The organism is Achromobacter insuavis (assembly GCF_902859645.1).
In the GTDB taxonomy this organism is placed as follows: Bacteria; Pseudomonadota; Gammaproteobacteria; order Burkholderiales; family Burkholderiaceae_B; genus Achromobacter; species Achromobacter insuavis.
In genome coordinates this window covers 15,231-30,611 of the sequence record NZ_CADIJR010000042.1, presented here as the reverse complement: position 1 = coordinate 30,611, position 15,381 = coordinate 15,231, and the positions used below count along the sequence as shown (strand labels likewise).

13 protein-coding genes and 1 pseudogene are annotated in these 15,381 nt (G+C 63.9%); 8 read left to right on the top strand and 6 right to left on the bottom strand.

Annotated features, from left to right (window positions below):
* Positions 1-133 precede the first annotated feature (133 nt).
* The 3 genes from H0523_RS19985 to H0523_RS19975 all read left to right on the top strand — a co-directional run bounded on the left by H0523_RS19985 (position 134) and on the right by H0523_RS19975 (position 5,697).
* Entirely contained in the window at positions 134-2,857 is a 2,724-nt protein-coding gene (locus tag H0523_RS19985) for a TonB-dependent siderophore receptor (protein WP_231689904.1), read from the top strand.
* A 254-nt stretch (positions 2,858-3,111) separates the two neighbouring features.
* Positions 3,112-3,996: a hypothetical protein gene (locus H0523_RS19980; protein ID WP_231689905.1), complete on the top strand. Its 885-nt coding sequence runs from the start codon at positions 3,112-3,114 to the stop codon at positions 3,994-3,996.
* Positions 3,997-4,164: 168 nt separating this feature from the next.
* Positions 4,165-5,697, top strand: coding sequence for a surface lipoprotein assembly modifier (locus tag H0523_RS19975; RefSeq protein ID WP_231689906.1), 1,533 nt, complete (start codon positions 4,165-4,167; stop codon positions 5,695-5,697).
* 102 nt (positions 5,698-5,799) lie between these two features.
* Here H0523_RS19975 and H0523_RS19970 read toward each other — a convergent pair whose 3' ends face one another.
* The 3 genes from H0523_RS19970 to H0523_RS19960 form a co-directional block, all read right to left on the bottom strand.
* On the bottom strand, positions 5,800-6,309 hold the full coding sequence (locus H0523_RS19970; RefSeq protein ID WP_054432223.1) for a hypothetical protein: 510 nt from the start codon (positions 6,307-6,309) through the stop codon (positions 5,800-5,802).
* Positions 6,306-9,566: a hypothetical protein gene (locus H0523_RS19965; protein ID WP_156350150.1), complete on the bottom strand. Its 3,261-nt coding sequence runs from the start codon at positions 9,564-9,566 to the stop codon at positions 6,306-6,308. Before H0523_RS19965 ends, H0523_RS19970 begins: the two co-directional genes overlap by 4 nt.
* 153 nt (positions 9,567-9,719) lie before the next feature.
* Positions 9,720-10,619, bottom strand: coding sequence for a LysR substrate-binding domain-containing protein (locus H0523_RS19960; protein ID WP_054432225.1), 900 nt, complete (start codon positions 10,617-10,619; stop codon positions 9,720-9,722).
* A 218-nt stretch (positions 10,620-10,837) separates the two neighbouring features.
* Here H0523_RS19960 and H0523_RS19955 point away from each other — a divergent pair, with 218 nt between their 5' ends.
* Complete coding sequence (locus H0523_RS19955) at positions 10,838-11,299, top strand: Rid family hydrolase (RefSeq protein ID WP_054432226.1); 462 nt, start codon at positions 10,838-10,840, stop codon at positions 11,297-11,299.
* 190 nt (positions 11,300-11,489) lie between these two features.
* The gene (locus H0523_RS19950) at positions 11,490-11,942 is read left to right on the top strand and encodes a hypothetical protein (RefSeq protein ID WP_054432227.1); all 453 of its coding nucleotides are present in this window, start codon (positions 11,490-11,492) and stop codon (positions 11,940-11,942) included.
* Between the two features lie 37 nt (positions 11,943-11,979).
* Here H0523_RS19950 and H0523_RS19945 read toward each other — a convergent pair whose 3' ends face one another.
* On the bottom strand, positions 11,980-12,156 hold the full coding sequence (locus H0523_RS19945) for a hypothetical protein (protein ID WP_156333417.1): 177 nt from the start codon (positions 12,154-12,156) through the stop codon (positions 11,980-11,982).
* 268 nt (positions 12,157-12,424) lie between these two features.
* On the opposite strand from H0523_RS19945, the gene H0523_RS19940 reads away from it, so the two are divergent.
* From H0523_RS19940 to H0523_RS19930, 3 genes and pseudogenes are all read left to right on the top strand, one after another.
* Positions 12,425-12,808 (top strand): type II toxin-antitoxin system RelE/ParE family toxin, encoded by a 384-nt coding sequence (locus tag H0523_RS19940; protein WP_082404564.1) that lies wholly within the window; start codon positions 12,425-12,427, stop codon positions 12,806-12,808.
* Positions 12,792-13,094 carry a helix-turn-helix domain-containing protein gene (locus H0523_RS19935; RefSeq protein ID WP_054432229.1) on the top strand — a complete coding sequence of 101 codons (303 nt, stop codon included), beginning with the start codon at positions 12,792-12,794 and terminating at the stop codon, positions 13,092-13,094. The genes H0523_RS19940 and H0523_RS19935 overlap by 17 nt, the downstream gene beginning before the upstream one ends.
* Before the next feature lie 248 nt (positions 13,095-13,342).
* Positions 13,343-14,412, top strand: a pseudogene (locus tag H0523_RS19930) (AraC family transcriptional regulator).
* A gap of 155 nt (positions 14,413-14,567) precedes the next feature.
* Here the strand turns inward: H0523_RS19930 and H0523_RS19925 are convergent.
* Both H0523_RS19925 and H0523_RS19920 read right to left on the bottom strand, forming a co-directional pair.
* Positions 14,568-14,993 carry a hypothetical protein gene (locus H0523_RS19925; protein ID WP_054432231.1) on the bottom strand — a complete coding sequence of 142 codons (426 nt, stop codon included), beginning with the start codon at positions 14,991-14,993 and terminating at the stop codon, positions 14,568-14,570.
* 12 nt (positions 14,994-15,005) lie between these two features.
* Positions 15,006-15,380, bottom strand: a complete 375-nt coding sequence (locus tag H0523_RS19920) for a glutaredoxin family protein (protein ID WP_054432232.1) — start codon at positions 15,378-15,380, stop codon at positions 15,006-15,008.
* Position 15,381: the final 1 nt, after the last annotated feature.

Below are 15,381 nucleotides of genomic sequence, written 5' to 3'. Positions count from 1 at the left end.
TTTTTCAATCGCATTTGCACTTTCGTAGCACGTCGCGTGTCCTCAATGACGATGGCGCTCGCCATGGACGCGAACCGAACCGGTTCCGGCCATGGCCTCGCTTCCCGTTCAATCACTCTGCCGCGATATGTCCATGCACGATCACTCCTCCGCTTCGCCGGCCTGCGCGCCTGGCCGTTCCTCGCACCATGCCGCGCCGGGCGCGCGCCAGTTCACGCTGAATCTCACGCTCATATGCCTGTTGGCCGCCTTCACGCCGCTGCGCGCCACCCAGGCGCAAACGCCGTCGGCAGGCCTCACCGCCAGCACCTTGCAGGTCGACATCCCGGCCGGTCCGCTGACCACGGTGCTGAACCAGTACGCGCAGGCGGTCGACGTCAGCCTGTCGTTCGACGCCTCGCTGCTCGCGGGAAAGGAATCCGCCGGGTTGCGGGGAAGTTTTGAGGTGGAGGCGGGTTTCCGCCGCATCCTGCAAGGCAGCGGATTCGAAGCGGTGGCGCGTGCGCCGGGGCGCTACATGCTGCGCGGCTTGCCGAAGGCGGCAGGCTCGGACGCCACCGATGTGACCCAGCTGAACGCCGTCACCGTCAGCGGCTACCGCGAAGGCGACGCGCCCAACCGGGGCTACACCGTCAGCAGCACGTCCAGCGCCACCAAGCTAGACCTGGCGCCGAAGGAAACGCCGCAGAGCATCACCACGTTCACGGCGCAGCAGATTCAGGATCAGGGGTTGTTGACGCTGAGCGAGGTGCTTGACCAGACTCCAGGCATCACGTTGGTGACCGCTGGCGTTGAAGGCGCTGGCAGCCAACCGGTCTACTCGCGCACCTTTCCTGTCAGATCGGTGCAGATGGACGGAGTCATGGCCAGCAGCTATATCCTGTCCGGCTCGTCGAATGGCGACATCGGCATGCAGGATTCCTTTCTATATGAACGTATCGACGTGATTCGTGGCTCCACCAGCCTGACCGGCGGCGAAGGCGACGCTTCGGCCAGTCTGAACTTCGTGCGCAAACATCCCTATCTGGATCGTCACCTGTCGGCGAACCTGAAATACGGCAGCTGGAACAATCGCCGCGCCGAGCTGGACCTCTCCACGCCGATCAATGACAGGTTGCGCGTGCGAATCGCGGCCGCCGCACAAAAAGGCAATCACTGGGTCGAACGGGTCAAGAGTGACCGAAGCGCGGTATCGCTGATCGGCCAGCTGGATGTGACCGAAAACAATCGAATCACCGCGGGAGTAACGCAATTCGATTTCAAACTCGATGGCGCCTCGCCGCATGGCTTGGCGCGGTTTTCGGAAGTGTTTAACAGCCGGGTACCGAAAGATCTGCCGGAAGGCCTGCGCGATGTGCCAAAAGGCGTCACCGTGTTTCCCACCACGGGCATCCCACGCAGCTTCAACAACGCCACGCCTTGGTCGCATACGCATCGCAACTACACCAATCTCTTCCTGACCTGGGACCATGATTTCAACGATGACTGGTCTCTCAAGGCAAGCTACAACTATGCCAGCAACACGGACGACAAACTCTATGGGGAAATGGGCACCCGCTTTTACCTACCCCAGGCAGGAGTCGCCAGCTACGTTGCGAAACGCGACAATCAAGAGAACATCATCAATGCCATTGACGTGCATTTGAAAGGCAGTATCGAGCTACTGGGAAGACGGCAAGAGTTTGTCTTCGGGGCCAATGCCTACAACCTGCACCACATGGTCTATGGCGGATACGCCAGCACTGGCACATCCGATTCTTCCACCCTTTCATTTGATAGGTGCAATCCCCGTCGCGGCTGTCGTGCTCTTTTTCCTACCAATGCCGCCCCTATCGCGGATTGGACCAACCGCCCTCCCGAGACCTGGGAGGATTTGGGACAGGACATGTACACCGCCCGCGAGCGCTACACGACGAAAGCACGGCAGACTGGATATTATTTTTCCAGCCACCTGCGCCCGATTGATCGCGTGCATCTGATCATGGGTGGCCGCTGGGCCAAGGATACGGAAGCAGACCATGTCGAGACCGACTGCCTCGAAGGAAATTGCGGGCCAGGCTGGACCTTCCTGCCCAACAAAAGCAATCCCACAATGCGTCCGAAATTCCTGCCGTACGCAGGCTTGATCGTCGAGTTAACGCCTCAGATCAATGCCTATGGCAGCTATGCCACGTCCTATATCCGCTATCCGGATGAAAATGGCGGAACCAACATTATGACCGGCGATTATCTTCCCCCGGTGCGTTCGATCACCGAGGAGGGAGGCGTCAAAGGCGCGTTCTTCGACGATAGGCTCAATGTGGCTGCGTCGTACTTCAGAATGCGACAGAAGGACTTTCCTCACCAGACCAATGACCCTGCGGCTTCTGGCACCGATAACGACGGCTGGAGAGTCTATGGCTGGGAATTCAATGTTACGGGCGCCATCACGCCTAACTGGAACGTGTCGGCGGGCTATGTAAAACAAAAGCAGATCCCGCCTCCCCTGAAGGCAGGTGAAGTGCTGCTCGCAGCCCGCGACGATTACACCAATAGTTATCGCGCACCCGAAAAATCCCTCAAGCTATTTACGACCTACCGCATCAAGCGGCTCACGGTGGGCGCGGGCGTTCGCTGGCAGAGCCGCACACAGTCCACGTGGATTCCCGTGAACATCACTGCCCGGAGCCAAGACTATCTGATGCATCAGAACCCCTACTATGTGGTCGATCTGATGGCGCGCTACCAGATTGACAAGCGCTTCAGCATGCAGTTGAACATCAATAACCTGTTCGACAAGGTCTACTACCAACACGAAAGATCCTTCATTTCGGGCGCGCCGCGCAATGCGCTTTTGACGCTGGGTTATCGCCTGTGACGGTTCAACGGGCAAACCCCGCAGGGAGCCACTCTCGACCAGGAGTGCGTCCGATCTTCGGCGATACCGGTGCGGCTATGCCGTTTCGCTTTGCCCTTTAGGGGTGGGCAGCGTGTCTTCTTCATTGCCACCGTCCGAAACCAATCGCACACGGACACCCGGCGGGTCAATCTCGCCGGACTTGGCATCAAGCCTCTGAACCGATCAATTTTTCCCGCGAGGCTTGTTCACCCTTTCTATCAAGGAACGTCATCATGTCTATGCGCACGCTCAGCCACCTCTCCAGCGCGTTGCTGGCGTTGGGTTTTGCCAGCACCGCCTTTGCCGGTTGGAATCAACTGGACCTCAACGAACCCAGTAATCAGGATCCGGAAGTGTCCTATCTCGGATCGTTCAACTACAACGGCCAGACCTACGGCCCATCGACCGCCGTAACGGTACCGGGCCAGGCCGGCACCAGCGTCGCCGACCTGTTCGACCTGAAGGATTTGCAGCCTTTCACGCTGTATGGCAAGAACGGCAAGGGTGGCCAGGGCCACAACGATGACTTGAGCCTGACTTCCAACGATGGCTCGGCGTCGGCCCGGGCGCCCGTTGTCTACCGCGTCTATCGCCAGAACTACTCGGCAGCGGTGGTCAATCTCTCGCGAGGCACTGAAGCGCGCCACTTCGTAAAGAGCGTCGTCGGAGAACAGACCATGCCTGGCACGCTTGTAAATGGTACCTACAGCTATGCCGGCGTGACTTTCAGCAACTTCCCGCGCGGCATGTTCGACTATCAGGTGGCAGTAACCGGACCGAGTACTGCTACGGGTCAAGGGTCGTTCTCATTGAACGAACTCAAGATTCCGGCATCGCAGTCATCGACTGGCATGGACATCTTCTTCGATATCACCAACGGCAAGTTGGACCCCACCGCGCTGGCCACTACCAGCAACGGCCTGGTATTCGATGGCGATGTCACCATCACCAATGCTGACGTCAGTAATCCTGCGGCATGGAACGCCATCAAAGGTCCGACGAGCAACCCAACCTACAGCCTGACTCTCTTCGGCCCGCAGGGTGCCGAGATTGCCGGCTCCATCGAAGGGCTGCCGGAGCGCATCGGCTCCGTCGCTGTCATCGGCGCAAAACAGTAACCATCACGGAAAGATCCAACAGGCGACGTTTCAATATTGAATAGATATCACTTCAGTCGCACTTCTATTTGATACCGCCGTTGCTGAATTGCGATCGCTCCCATCACGGACTGCAGGGATTCCCCTGCAGTCCTTTTGCCTATTCAAGCCGCCGCATCCGGGAGGCCCGTGCCGCACCCTCTCTCGTCCGACCCCTCTCGCCGTCATTCACTGTTCACCGCAATCGTCATCAGCCTGCTGGTCACGAGCTATTCGCTTACGCTCCAGGCCCAACCCGCCACGCCGTCACCCGCCGTCCTGCCGGCTCCCGTCCGCCCCCTGGAGCCGGACACCCCGACGCTCCCCCCTCCCCCTCGCCCCACGCCCGCCATCACGCACCGCCCGCCCACCCAACCGGCCCAGCCGCCCGTCGAACTGACCGACCAGGACCTGGCCCACGACCTCAGGCTGACCGAACGCATCCTCAACCAGGCGATGCTGCAAGAGGACTGGAGCACCCTGCGCCGGGTGATGCGCTTCTACCCCTGGATGGCCGGCGTCGATCCGATCCTGCGCGACTACGTGCATGGCGCGCTGCTGCGCCACGACGGGCGGCTGGCCGAGGCCATCGCGTTGTACCGCCGGCTGGTGGCGCAGCATCCCGACCTGGGCTACGTGCGGCTGGAACTGGCCACCATGCTGATGGAGGATCGCCAATTCGCGCAGTCCGACGCCGAGCTGGCCGACCTGCGGCTGGGGTCGCTGGAGCCGGCGGCGCAGCGCAGCGTCATGCTTTACCGTCAGGCATTGGCGCAGCAGCGCCGCTGGAATTTCCGTCTGGGCGCGGGCACGGTCTACAGCAACAACGTCAATTCGGCCAACCGCGACCCGATGCTGTACCTGCCGGTCGCGACACGGCAAGGTCCCTTGTGGGTGCCGTTCGCGAAGGGCCGCGACGCGTTGCCCAAGGCGGATTGGGGGTTGAAATACAGTGGCAGCGCCAATGTCGAACGCAATCTCGGCGGGCATCACTACTACACGCTGGGCGCGGATATCGACGGCACCGCGTATCGCGTGCAACGCGACTACAGCGACCGCTCCCTGACCTTGCGCGGCGGCTACAAGTGGCAGGATGCCACGCGCTGGTTTGCCGCGACGCCCCAGGCGGGCCGCAGCTGGATGGGCAGCCGGCGCTATAGCCACAACCGCGGCTTGAGCCTGGAGTACGGGTGGCGGCCAACGCCGGGGTGGCAGTTGATGGGGGCCTGGCTGTGGCTCAAGCGCGGCTATGACGACCGGGCCTATGCCGCCTATGACGGCCATCTGGACGTGCTGTCGCTGACGGCGATCCGCGTGTTCTCGCCCGCGCTGTTGGCTTACGCCAGCGTCGGGCTGCAGCGCGAGGCGGTGGCGGCGGGCGAATACACCTATCGCTTTCCCTGGGCGCAGCTGGGCGTGGTCAAGACCTTCGGGCAAATGTTGGGCACGCGCTTGAGCGCCCGCTATGGCAGACAGGCGTATGAGGCGCCCTATGCCCTGTTCCTGAACCAGCGGCGGCGCGATCATGAGCTGCGCGTGGACGCCTCGGTCTGGACGCCGGACTTCAAGATCGCCGGGTTGGAGCCGAAGCTGAACCTCAGTTACCTCAAGATCACCAGCAATCTGCCCATGTATGCGCGGGACCGGACCGAGGTCAGCCTGATGCTGGAGAGGCGGTTCTAGAAGGCAGCCATGTCGGCGACTAACGCAAATCCGTCCATGCTCACGCCTTCTGGTCCTTTCTCACGGCCATGGACATCTCCTTGAGCATTCCGGCGAAAGTCGTCACGGCGCAAGACGCCCAGCCGCGCGAGCGCGTGCCCACCAAGACTCGAACGCCTCCCGCGTGGTTTCACGCTCGGCAAGTTCCGGGTCCCACAAGTCTTCCGGCGGATTGAAACACCAATCCTCGGGACCCGTGCTTTCCGCGTCGCCACTGGCCGACACAACGACCTGGCGCGTGCGATACCCCTTTTCGTCGTACTCGACGAAATAGGTCTCCTGATCTTCAGGAAATTCCTGCTTGATGTAGACGTTGCCTCGCCCGACCAGCGCGCCGAATTTCGGATTGGCGCGCTGGAGGCGGCGCTGCGCTTGCAGGTCGTCAAGGCCCGCGGGAGCGGGATCGCCGATGCGAATCGACGGAATGTCCGTAAACCTCCCCGGATCCACCTCGGTCTGGTCGACAACCACAACTTCGGCATAGGTCTGGACGATCGCCGCTTCCGAAGGCGCCTCTATCCACCACCACAGGGATCCCATGCCGTAATCATGGGCGACGAGGAATCGCTTCATTCGGAAACCTCATCCGGATACGTAATCAGGTCGGCCGCGTCGGAAACCCAGCCATCCTTGTCATTCCGATAGACCCCCAGCCGCTGGCGCATGTCTTCCGTCCAGCCAATCCGGGTCGACATTTCGCGCAGCAAGCCCAGGCCGATCCGCCGCATGCGGGCATTGCCCTCGGCCCCCAGCAATGCTTCGACCTGGATGAGTTGATCCGGGCGCGCACCAGCCGCCGTCTCTGCAAGCGAATCCAGGACATCCCCGACGACGCCGGGATGCAGCAATTCCGAAGAATCGAATTGCCGCGCGGTCGTCAACGCGGCCTCCGGACTCAATACCGAGAATGCGAGCCGCAGCGCCAGCCCCGGATGCCAGCGCCTGGCCAGCAGGGCCTCGACCAGCAGGTTCGCCGACGCGGCCAGTTCCAGCTGGCCACGGTGCAACTGCCACAGATACGCATCGACAACGGCAGCCAATGACTGCGCCCGCGTCAAGCCGGCGAAACCGCCTGCCAGCTCCCGCGGCAAGCTGCCCGCATAGATACCCAGCAGCGCGCGCGCCGCCAGTTCAACCAGCGCGACATCGACGTCATCGAGCCGCGCGGCCAGCGCTTGGTACAGCGTCGGCTCGCCTTCCCCCGGCGGCATCGCGATCAGTCTTTCCAGGGTTTCCTTGCGGATTTGCGCGTCGGGATGTCCAAGCAGCAATGCAAGATGCCTGCTCAATGCGCGCTGGCCGTCCGGGGCAAGACCCACCGGCGGAATACGGATGGTTGCGCGCGCGAGCGCAGGCTGCTCGTTGCGGGCGGCGGCGTGCAATCGCTGCCAGACCTCAGGGCGATCAAGGAAGTTCCAGTACGCCCGCATCAAGGCGATCACCACATCCGGATGCAGCCTGGGTTCAGCTTCGATCCGGGTCAGGAATGCGAAGGCGCCGTCCGTCCTCAGATCGCCAGCGAGCCGAATGATCTCCTTGGCCACGGTGATCTTGCCGCGCGGCACGCGGTCGAGCAGGTCCAAGACCCGCGCGGGGGGCAGGTTCATCAGGGATCGACGCAAGGCATAGATGGCGATGCGGGCCCGGCCGTCATCCAATGCCTGCATCAGCGCTGCCACGCCGCGTCCCGCATCGGCGCGCCCGAGCACTTCCAGCGTCTTGTCACGCAGTCCCTGGTCAGGCGCGTCCAGCCGCGCGAAGTCGAAGAGCGGCGCCAGATCGATGGACGGCATGGCCGCGTATCGCTGGACGCAACCGTAGAGTTCCCAGGCGTTGCGTTGCGGGCTCGTGAGGATATCGAGCAGTTCGCCGGCATAGCATTGTTGCTGGGCGGCCGTCCACCGGGAGAAGCCGCTGTCATAGGCGGGAAGAAACGCCGCCTTGCCGCTCGGAAACCGCCCCTTGTAGACGCGGGCGCTCAGGAACGGCGTCAGCAGGTCCTGCCTGCGCACATGCAGATGCGAGGAAACCGCCGAAACCTGGATCCAGCTCGGATCGTCTCCCACCAATTGGGGGACCAACTCGGCGACCCGTTTGCTGAGTCCGAGCCTCACCAGCGTCTCCAGCCCCGAACGCGCCACATGGCCACGCTTGTCCCGGGTCAGGCCGGCCAGCATGTCGACGAACAGATCCACGGCTTTGGCGCGACATCCGAAGCCCAAGACCAGTTGCAGCGCAATCTGGCCGCGATCGCGCCGGATCCATGTCTGGAGCAACCCCATCAGATGCGGGGCGATCTCAAGCAATTCGTTGTCGCTCATACGGGATTCCCAATACCCGTAGCGGAGATTTCCCATGCTGCCCATGCGCTCGACCAGGCGAGGCAGCGTCTCGACGACGAAAGCGGCATGGGTGGCGATGATGGCCATCAACCATTGCGTGGCCGCCAGCATGGTCTGGTGCGAGCAGTCCCTGGCACGCAGCGCGGCATCGATCAGCGCGGAGAACCCGGGCAGATGCCGGGTTTCCCAACGCGAAGGCGGCAGCGCCGCCAGGGCGGTCAGCATGGCAAGCCGCACCGGGTCTTGCTCGTTTTCACGGGCCCGGCAGAAGTCCAGGATGGCGGACAAGCTGGATGCCTCGTATCTCCCTGCCCCCACCACCGCCGCCACGGCCTGCGCGCGCAATTCGCCATCAGGCTGCGACAGGAAAGGCTGGGCCAGGGCCAGCGCTTCCTGAAACGGCAGGCAGGATAGATACGGCAAGCGGATCATCGGCTCGGCAGCCAGCAGCCGCAGCGAAAACGCATGGCGCGCTTCGGCCTGCCGGGCGGCGCTGGACAGCTCCCGCACGAACTCAAACGGCAAGGCCCCGCTGTCCCGGCGCCAGGCTTCGCCGCCATGGCGGTAAAGCGCGTCCCGCTGGCTTGCGCGCAGCTGCGGGAAGACCGCCTGCAAATTGGGCAGCGCGTCGACCGACAACAGCCTGCACAGCGCGGGCGCGTCCAGGCGCCGCAAGGCTCGCGGCGTGAAGGGAATGCGCTGCCTGCTTCCCAGGCCTTCGACAATGGCGCCGATTTCCTTCGGGAAGAAGGAGGCATAGCGCGTCAGGGGAAGATCACTCACCGGGAGTCGGGTAACCGCCACGCGCAACAGGCTCAACCCAGCCGCCCGGTCGCTGCGCAACATGCGATAGAGCGAAGCTCGGACGGCAAGCCGCAACACGTAGGAAGGATTGCCGGACGTCTCCAGCGCCTGCACCAGCTGGTCGCGCACGAATCCCGGCAAGCGCTGCGCCAATGCCGCCCACTGCGGCGCCTCGAGCGCGGCCAGCAGCTCCGCGTCCAGATTGCCGCGGATGAACGCATCGGTCGTCCACGGCAGAAGATGGCGGCGCGCCGCACCGTCAAGTGTCGGGTAGACGGCATCGTTCACCTGTCCGCGCCCGGCTCGCCAGAGCTGGCTGGAAAGATCCCGGCGGCACGCCTTCGTCATGTCCGGCATCAACCGGACCAGCAGCTCGTCGGGCACGACACGCGCCGCCAGCCGGGCGGCACGCAATGCCAGCATGGGCGACGGATCGGCGAGCATCGTGACGATCAGATCCGTCGCATGGGAGCCACTGACCGACATCAACGCCAACAGCCGCTCGTAGTGGACCTCCGATTGCGCCAATGACCGCAGGTCTTCAGCCAGAGGCGCACTCGTGAGGGATTCACGACCGAGCGCCACCATGCGTTTGTAGCGTTGATCATGGCTGAGGGGAGCAACATCCGCGAGAATGCGCCGCGCGGACGGGCGCTGTTCTTTCCGTGAGGGCGTCATGGTCATTCGGTAAGCGTGCGTAGGATTGGGCGCGGCGCCATTCACACAGCGCGGCCGGGAATTGTCAACGGCGATAGTAAAACGATTCGCTCAAGCGGTCTGCTTGCATCCGCCACCGATACTGCAATTCGCTGGAGAGGTGTTCCTCGGTCTATCCCCTCACGCTTTCTGGCCCTTTCTCACGGCCATGGACATTTCCTTGAGCATCCCGGCGAAAGTCGTCGCGGCGCGAGTCCGCCCTGCTCCCTTCGGCCACAGCAAGCCGAGTTGCCGGGACAATTCCGGCTGCGTGATAGGGATGAGATTGACGCGCTCGAAGCCCGTCGCCGCCGTTTCAGGGACGATGGTCGCAAGCTGCCCTTCCGCGGCGACCGCCAGGAGCGACTCCGTGCTATCCATTTCCACCGCTACCTGCAATTGCACATTGGCGGCCTTGAACGCGTCTTCGATCAGGATGCGCGTCGAGAATTTCGGCGGGAACAGGGCTAGCGGAATCGAATCGAGCGTTCTCCACTGAACCCGACGCTTCCGTGCGAACGGGTGCTCGCGGCCCACCGCCAGGACCAGCCGCTCAGAAAAAAGAGGTTCGGATTCGACGTCGTCGCGTGAGGCCGGATGAAAGGCGATGCCAAGATCGAGCATACCCAGCGCCAGTTTTTCCTCGAGCTGCGCCGCGAGCAGATCCTGGACCACGATCCGCACTTTCGGGTGTCGCTGGTTGAAGGCCGAGACCGTGCGCGGCAGAAATGCCAGGGGAAATACCGGGATGGCGCCCAAGGTGAAGGTACCCGCGTCGAGCTCGTTCAACTCCTGCATCGCCCGCTTGGCCCGCGTCGCTTCATTGCATGTTCGCGCCGCATAGTCGCGGAACACCCGACCGGCCTGAGTGAGGCGCATGGTCCGCCCTACCCGGTCAAACAACGCGATGCCCAATTCTTCTTCAAGTTGACGCAGGGCGTGCGACAGCGTGGATTGCGCAACGCACAGCTTCTCGGCCGCGCGCGACAGATTGTCGAGTTCGACGATGGTCAAGAAATAGCGAAGGTGGCGCAGTTCCATCTGTCTCTCATTGAATCCCGGTTCAAGGCAGCGCTATCCATCGACAGGATCGAACGATTTTATCGAATTAATTCATTTTTCAGATGATCGACATCTACGTACCATCATGCGCTGACCTCCCCTGAGCATTCCGGCGGTCCGATGAGCGGGCTATCAGCGGGCGCATCCCAGGTGGATGGCGCTCGTGGCAGGCGGTCAATTCACCTTTGGAGAATCCAATGAGCGACGCCATTGTGCGGCACCCTACCCCCAGGCGCCTCGAGGCATCGTGGGCTCGGGAATTCGCGGAAGCGATTGAAGTCCCCGCGAGCGCCCGGACCATCACGTTGAGCGGCGTCGGCGCACTGCCGTCGAATCTCGACGCCGAACCCCACTCGGTGGGCTATTTCGGCGACCTGCGCACGCAGACGAGAAGCGTGTTCGACCAGATTCAGGCCATCCTGGAAGGCAAAGGGTATGCGCTGGGCGATGTGATTGCCGTGCAAGCGCTTTTCGTCGTGGAACCCGCCAGGACCGGCCCGCCGGACTACGGCGCGTTTTCGAGCGTCTATGCCGACTACTTCGGCTCAAGCGCGCAACCCCATCTGCCCACACGGACTCGGGCGCAGGTGGTGGGCCTTGTCGAACCCGGCTGGCTGGTCGAAGTGACGGTGACGGCGGCGAGGGTCGTGAACGGGTGAGCCCGATGATCCGCACGCTTTTCCAAGGACAAAGAGACACACCGCCATCACTCGTTACACCGCCACGTCGCGCAGTCTCTAGAATGCAGGCTCGAATGGCAGGCATGCCGACCGGGAGCGCAACGCGACACCCGCCTGTGCGCCAGCCCATGGGTGTCTGTTTGCATAGCGATCGGGGGAGGTCACGGCGATGGCGGGTATTGGCGGGATCCAGGCGCATGGCCGCCTGAAAGGCAGGCTGGCCGGGATGGCGGCGATCATTGTCCTGTTGGGCGGCTGCTCGACGTCTTCGACGCTCTGCGACGCGCTCGGCCCCAGCCAGAGCGCCACGCTCCAGATTCCACAGAACGCCGCCACCGAGGACGTGTTCGCGTGCATCGACCGCGCAACCGCCGCGAGCACGGCGGCCGGGCGGGAATATGACCAGGGCCATGCCATCCGCGACGCCAAGACCGGGGTGCTCGAAACCACCCACTACAGCAGCCCCAACACCAGCGGCTTTCGCCTGAAAGCCGAGGTCTCGAAGCGCGCCTCCACGCTCGCGCTCTCGTTGCGCGGCGCCGGCGCCTATTGCACCGATCTCGGCGTCGACCAGGAAATGGCCCGACTGACCGAGTCGGTGTCCAGCTGCCTCAAGCGTTGATGGGCGGCCTGCCTGCCGGCCACGCCGCCGCGCCGCCTCAGCGCGCGTCAGTGAGCTGCTTGCCGGTCTTCATGTATAGCTTGGCGCGGGCGATGCTGTAGGCCAGGCCGTAATAGCCCTTGTCCGGATACTCGGTCTCGATCAGGTTCGAGGTCTCGGCCATCACGCGCCAGCGAGAATTGTTGGCGACATAGCAGATGTCGCGCTCCCACATCAGCTTGCACCCGGTTGCGCCAATTGCCGCCTATCCGTTCCCGGGTCCTCCAGTGCGCCATCAACGTGGACATGTTGAGCACGGTATCCCTCACAAAGCTTGCCCATCTGCGCTACGTTTGCACATCAGCACTGGCCGCCTCACGCGACACGCGCAGGGGCCAACGTGGCCCCTTGGCCGCATTTTCGAGAATAGGACGAAAGCCTCGAGGAAATATCCACTCGGGTGCTTTAAATCATGCCCGAAGCGGGTACATTTAGGAACACTGATGAAACGCATCCTGAAGCGAAAACGCTTTGCCCGATGGCAGGCAGAGGAACGCCTGCCTGACGCCGCACTCTGCATGGCGGTCAGGGCAATGGAACACGGCTTGATCGACGCCAGCCTGGGAGGCCTGCTCTACAAACAACGAGTGGCCTGGCCAGGCGGGGGCAAAAGCCATGGATATCGCGCATTGCTTTCCGCTCGCCTTGGCCACCGCTATGTGTTTCTGCATGGCTTTTCCAAGAGCGACCAGGAAAACATAGCGCCGGAGGAACAGAAGGCACTGCAATTCGCAGGACGGGTATTCCTCGAACTATCCCCCGACGCCATCTCGAAAGCGCTCGGATCCGGCATCCTATTGGAGATCCATTGTGAGCAAGATCATTGAGGACATCCGCGACGATCTGGCCGCGTTGCACGACGCGGGCGCGGTCGGCAAGGTCACCCTGCGCGAATTCGACAGCCTCTGCCCTCCGCCGGTCCGTGACCTCGATGCGACGGACATCCGCCGCCTGCGCGAATCCCTGAACTTCAGCCAGCCGGTATTCGCGCTGCACCTGCACACCACCGCCTCGACCGTGCGCAAATGGGAACAAGGCCAGACCCGCCCCACCGGGCCGGCGCTCAAGCTGCTCAACCTGATCGCCGACAAAGGGCTGCAGGCCATCCTCTGAGGGCACGGGCCAGCCCGGCCCCCTGACGACAGCCGCCGGCCCCGGGGCCGCTTTCCCGCACACGACGGACAGCCAGCGCAAAAAACGGATAGTCCCATGCCCGCCGGGACGGGTTTTCCAGCAGTCCCGCGCGGGGCGCGGCGTTTTACTATGAGGACCATCATAAAGGCGCGCCACGGACGTGGCCGCCAGGGGAACCGGCGGCCGCTGCCCGCCGGACATCAGGACCTGAGCAAGGAATCCCGGCCATGCTGAACACGACGCAGTCCGATGCCGAGACATCATGGCAACCCGCCGAGCCGCGCCCGGCCGCCGGGGCAATGGCCGGCGCCGCGGGGTGGCGCATCGACACCATTCTGGCGACGCCGGCGCAACAGCTGTTCGCCTCGGGCGACCTGGACGAGGCGCGCGCGATGGTGGGCCGGGTGATGCGGCCGCACCACCTGGGCGTGGTCGGGTCGACGCAGCGCCTGAACGCGCGCATGCATCACCAGCCGCTGGGCGAGGTGTCGCTGAACCGGCTGCGCTACGGGGCGAATGTCGAGATTCGGCCGGGGCCGCTGGAGGACTTCTTCCTGGTGCAGATGCCGCTGTCGGGCACCGCGCTGATCGAGAGCGGGCCGCAGCGGGTGGATTCGACGCCGGACGTGGCGTCGGTGGTCAGCCCGGATGACGACCTGGCGATGCATTGGGCCGACGACAACGACCAGTTCATGTTGCGGGTGGGCCGCTCGCTGCTGGAGCGCACGCTGGTGGGCCACCTGGGCTGTACGCTGGATCGGCCGCTGCGCTTCCAGCTGGGGTTCCGCTGGCGCGAGTGTCCGGCCTGGCGCTGCCTGATGGCGTATCTGCTGGATTGTTCGTCGCAGCACGCCGACCTGGCCCAGCACAAGCTGATCGTGCACCAGATGGAACAGCTGGTGGCGGCGACGCTGCTGTCCACCCTGCCCCACAACTACAGCGCCGCGCCGGCGGGCCGCCGCGGCGCGGTGCTGCCGCGCCACGTGCGCTGCGTGCAGGATTATCTGCAGGCGCATGCGCACGAGCCGGTCAGCGCCGAGCAGCTGGCGCGCATCGCGGGGGTCAGCGTGCGCAGCCTGTATGCCGGTTTCAAGGAATTCCTGGGGATCAGCCCCATGCACTATCTGCGCGACCTGCGCATGGAACGGGCGCGCGCCGAGCTGGTGGCGGGTGAATGCCAGAACGTCGCGGGGGTGGCGCTGCGCTGGGGTTTCGCGCACCTGGGGCGTTTCAGCGCCGGCTACAAGGCGCGCGCTACGGCGAGAGCCCCAGCCAGAGCGTGCGGCGGCACGGCTGACGCGGCACGCGCGGCGGCACGGCGGAAGCGGCAACTTTGTCAGGACTGGCCAGGCCTTGCGTTCAAACAACCCTGGGGATGGCCAACCGCAAACGATCGTCCGCTCACGCTGATGGCGTTCATTGCGGCATTCAGTTCGGCATTCAACGTGGCGTTCAGCGCGGCTTCCAGGTCAGCCCGTCGGTCGACCGGTACTGCGGAGTGCCGGTGCAGCAGCCGCCGGCGCCGAACGCCTGGCGGCCGATGAAGGCCTGCACGAAGCCCTTGCCCGCCGTCAGTTCCTGGCGCACGCAGGCGGTGGGCAGCAGATAGAAATCGCCTTCCAGCACCAGCGTCCAGGCGACATTGCCGCCTTCCGCCGGGTCCACCTTGTAGACCTTGCATTCATGCATGAGCAGGTGGATGGGTTTGCCCGCCAAGGCGCCCTTGAACTGGAGTTCGGGCGGCGTTTCCTGGGTGGCCAGGGTCTCCGCCGTGAGCCTGGACCCGGCGGGCGACGGCGGCAGCGACGAGTCGCAGCCCGCCAGCGCCACGGCCGCGCACAGGGTCAGGAGAGCCAGGCGGCGGGCGGGGCGTGTCATGAGGCCGCCGCGTCAGGCCACGTTCGCGTAGCGTTGTTCAAGGTAGGCGATGATGTCGCTGGACTCGTACATCCAGCGCGTGCCGCCCGCTTCCTCGATGCGCAGGCACGGCACCTTGACCTTGCCGCCGCCAGCCTGCAATTCGGCGCGCGCCTGGGGATCCCCCTTGGCATCGCGCAGCGCAACGGGCACGTTCAGGCGGTGGATGGCGCGCCGCGTCTTGACGCAGAACGGGCAGGCATGGAACTGGTAGAGCGACAGCGCGGCCGCCTCGCGGTCGACGGCGGCCTGGCCTTGGGCCGAGCGTTGCTGCGGGCGCGGGCGCGTCAGCGCATCGCCCAGGACAATCAGTTGACCCACACCGACACGCAAGGCTTTGACAATCATG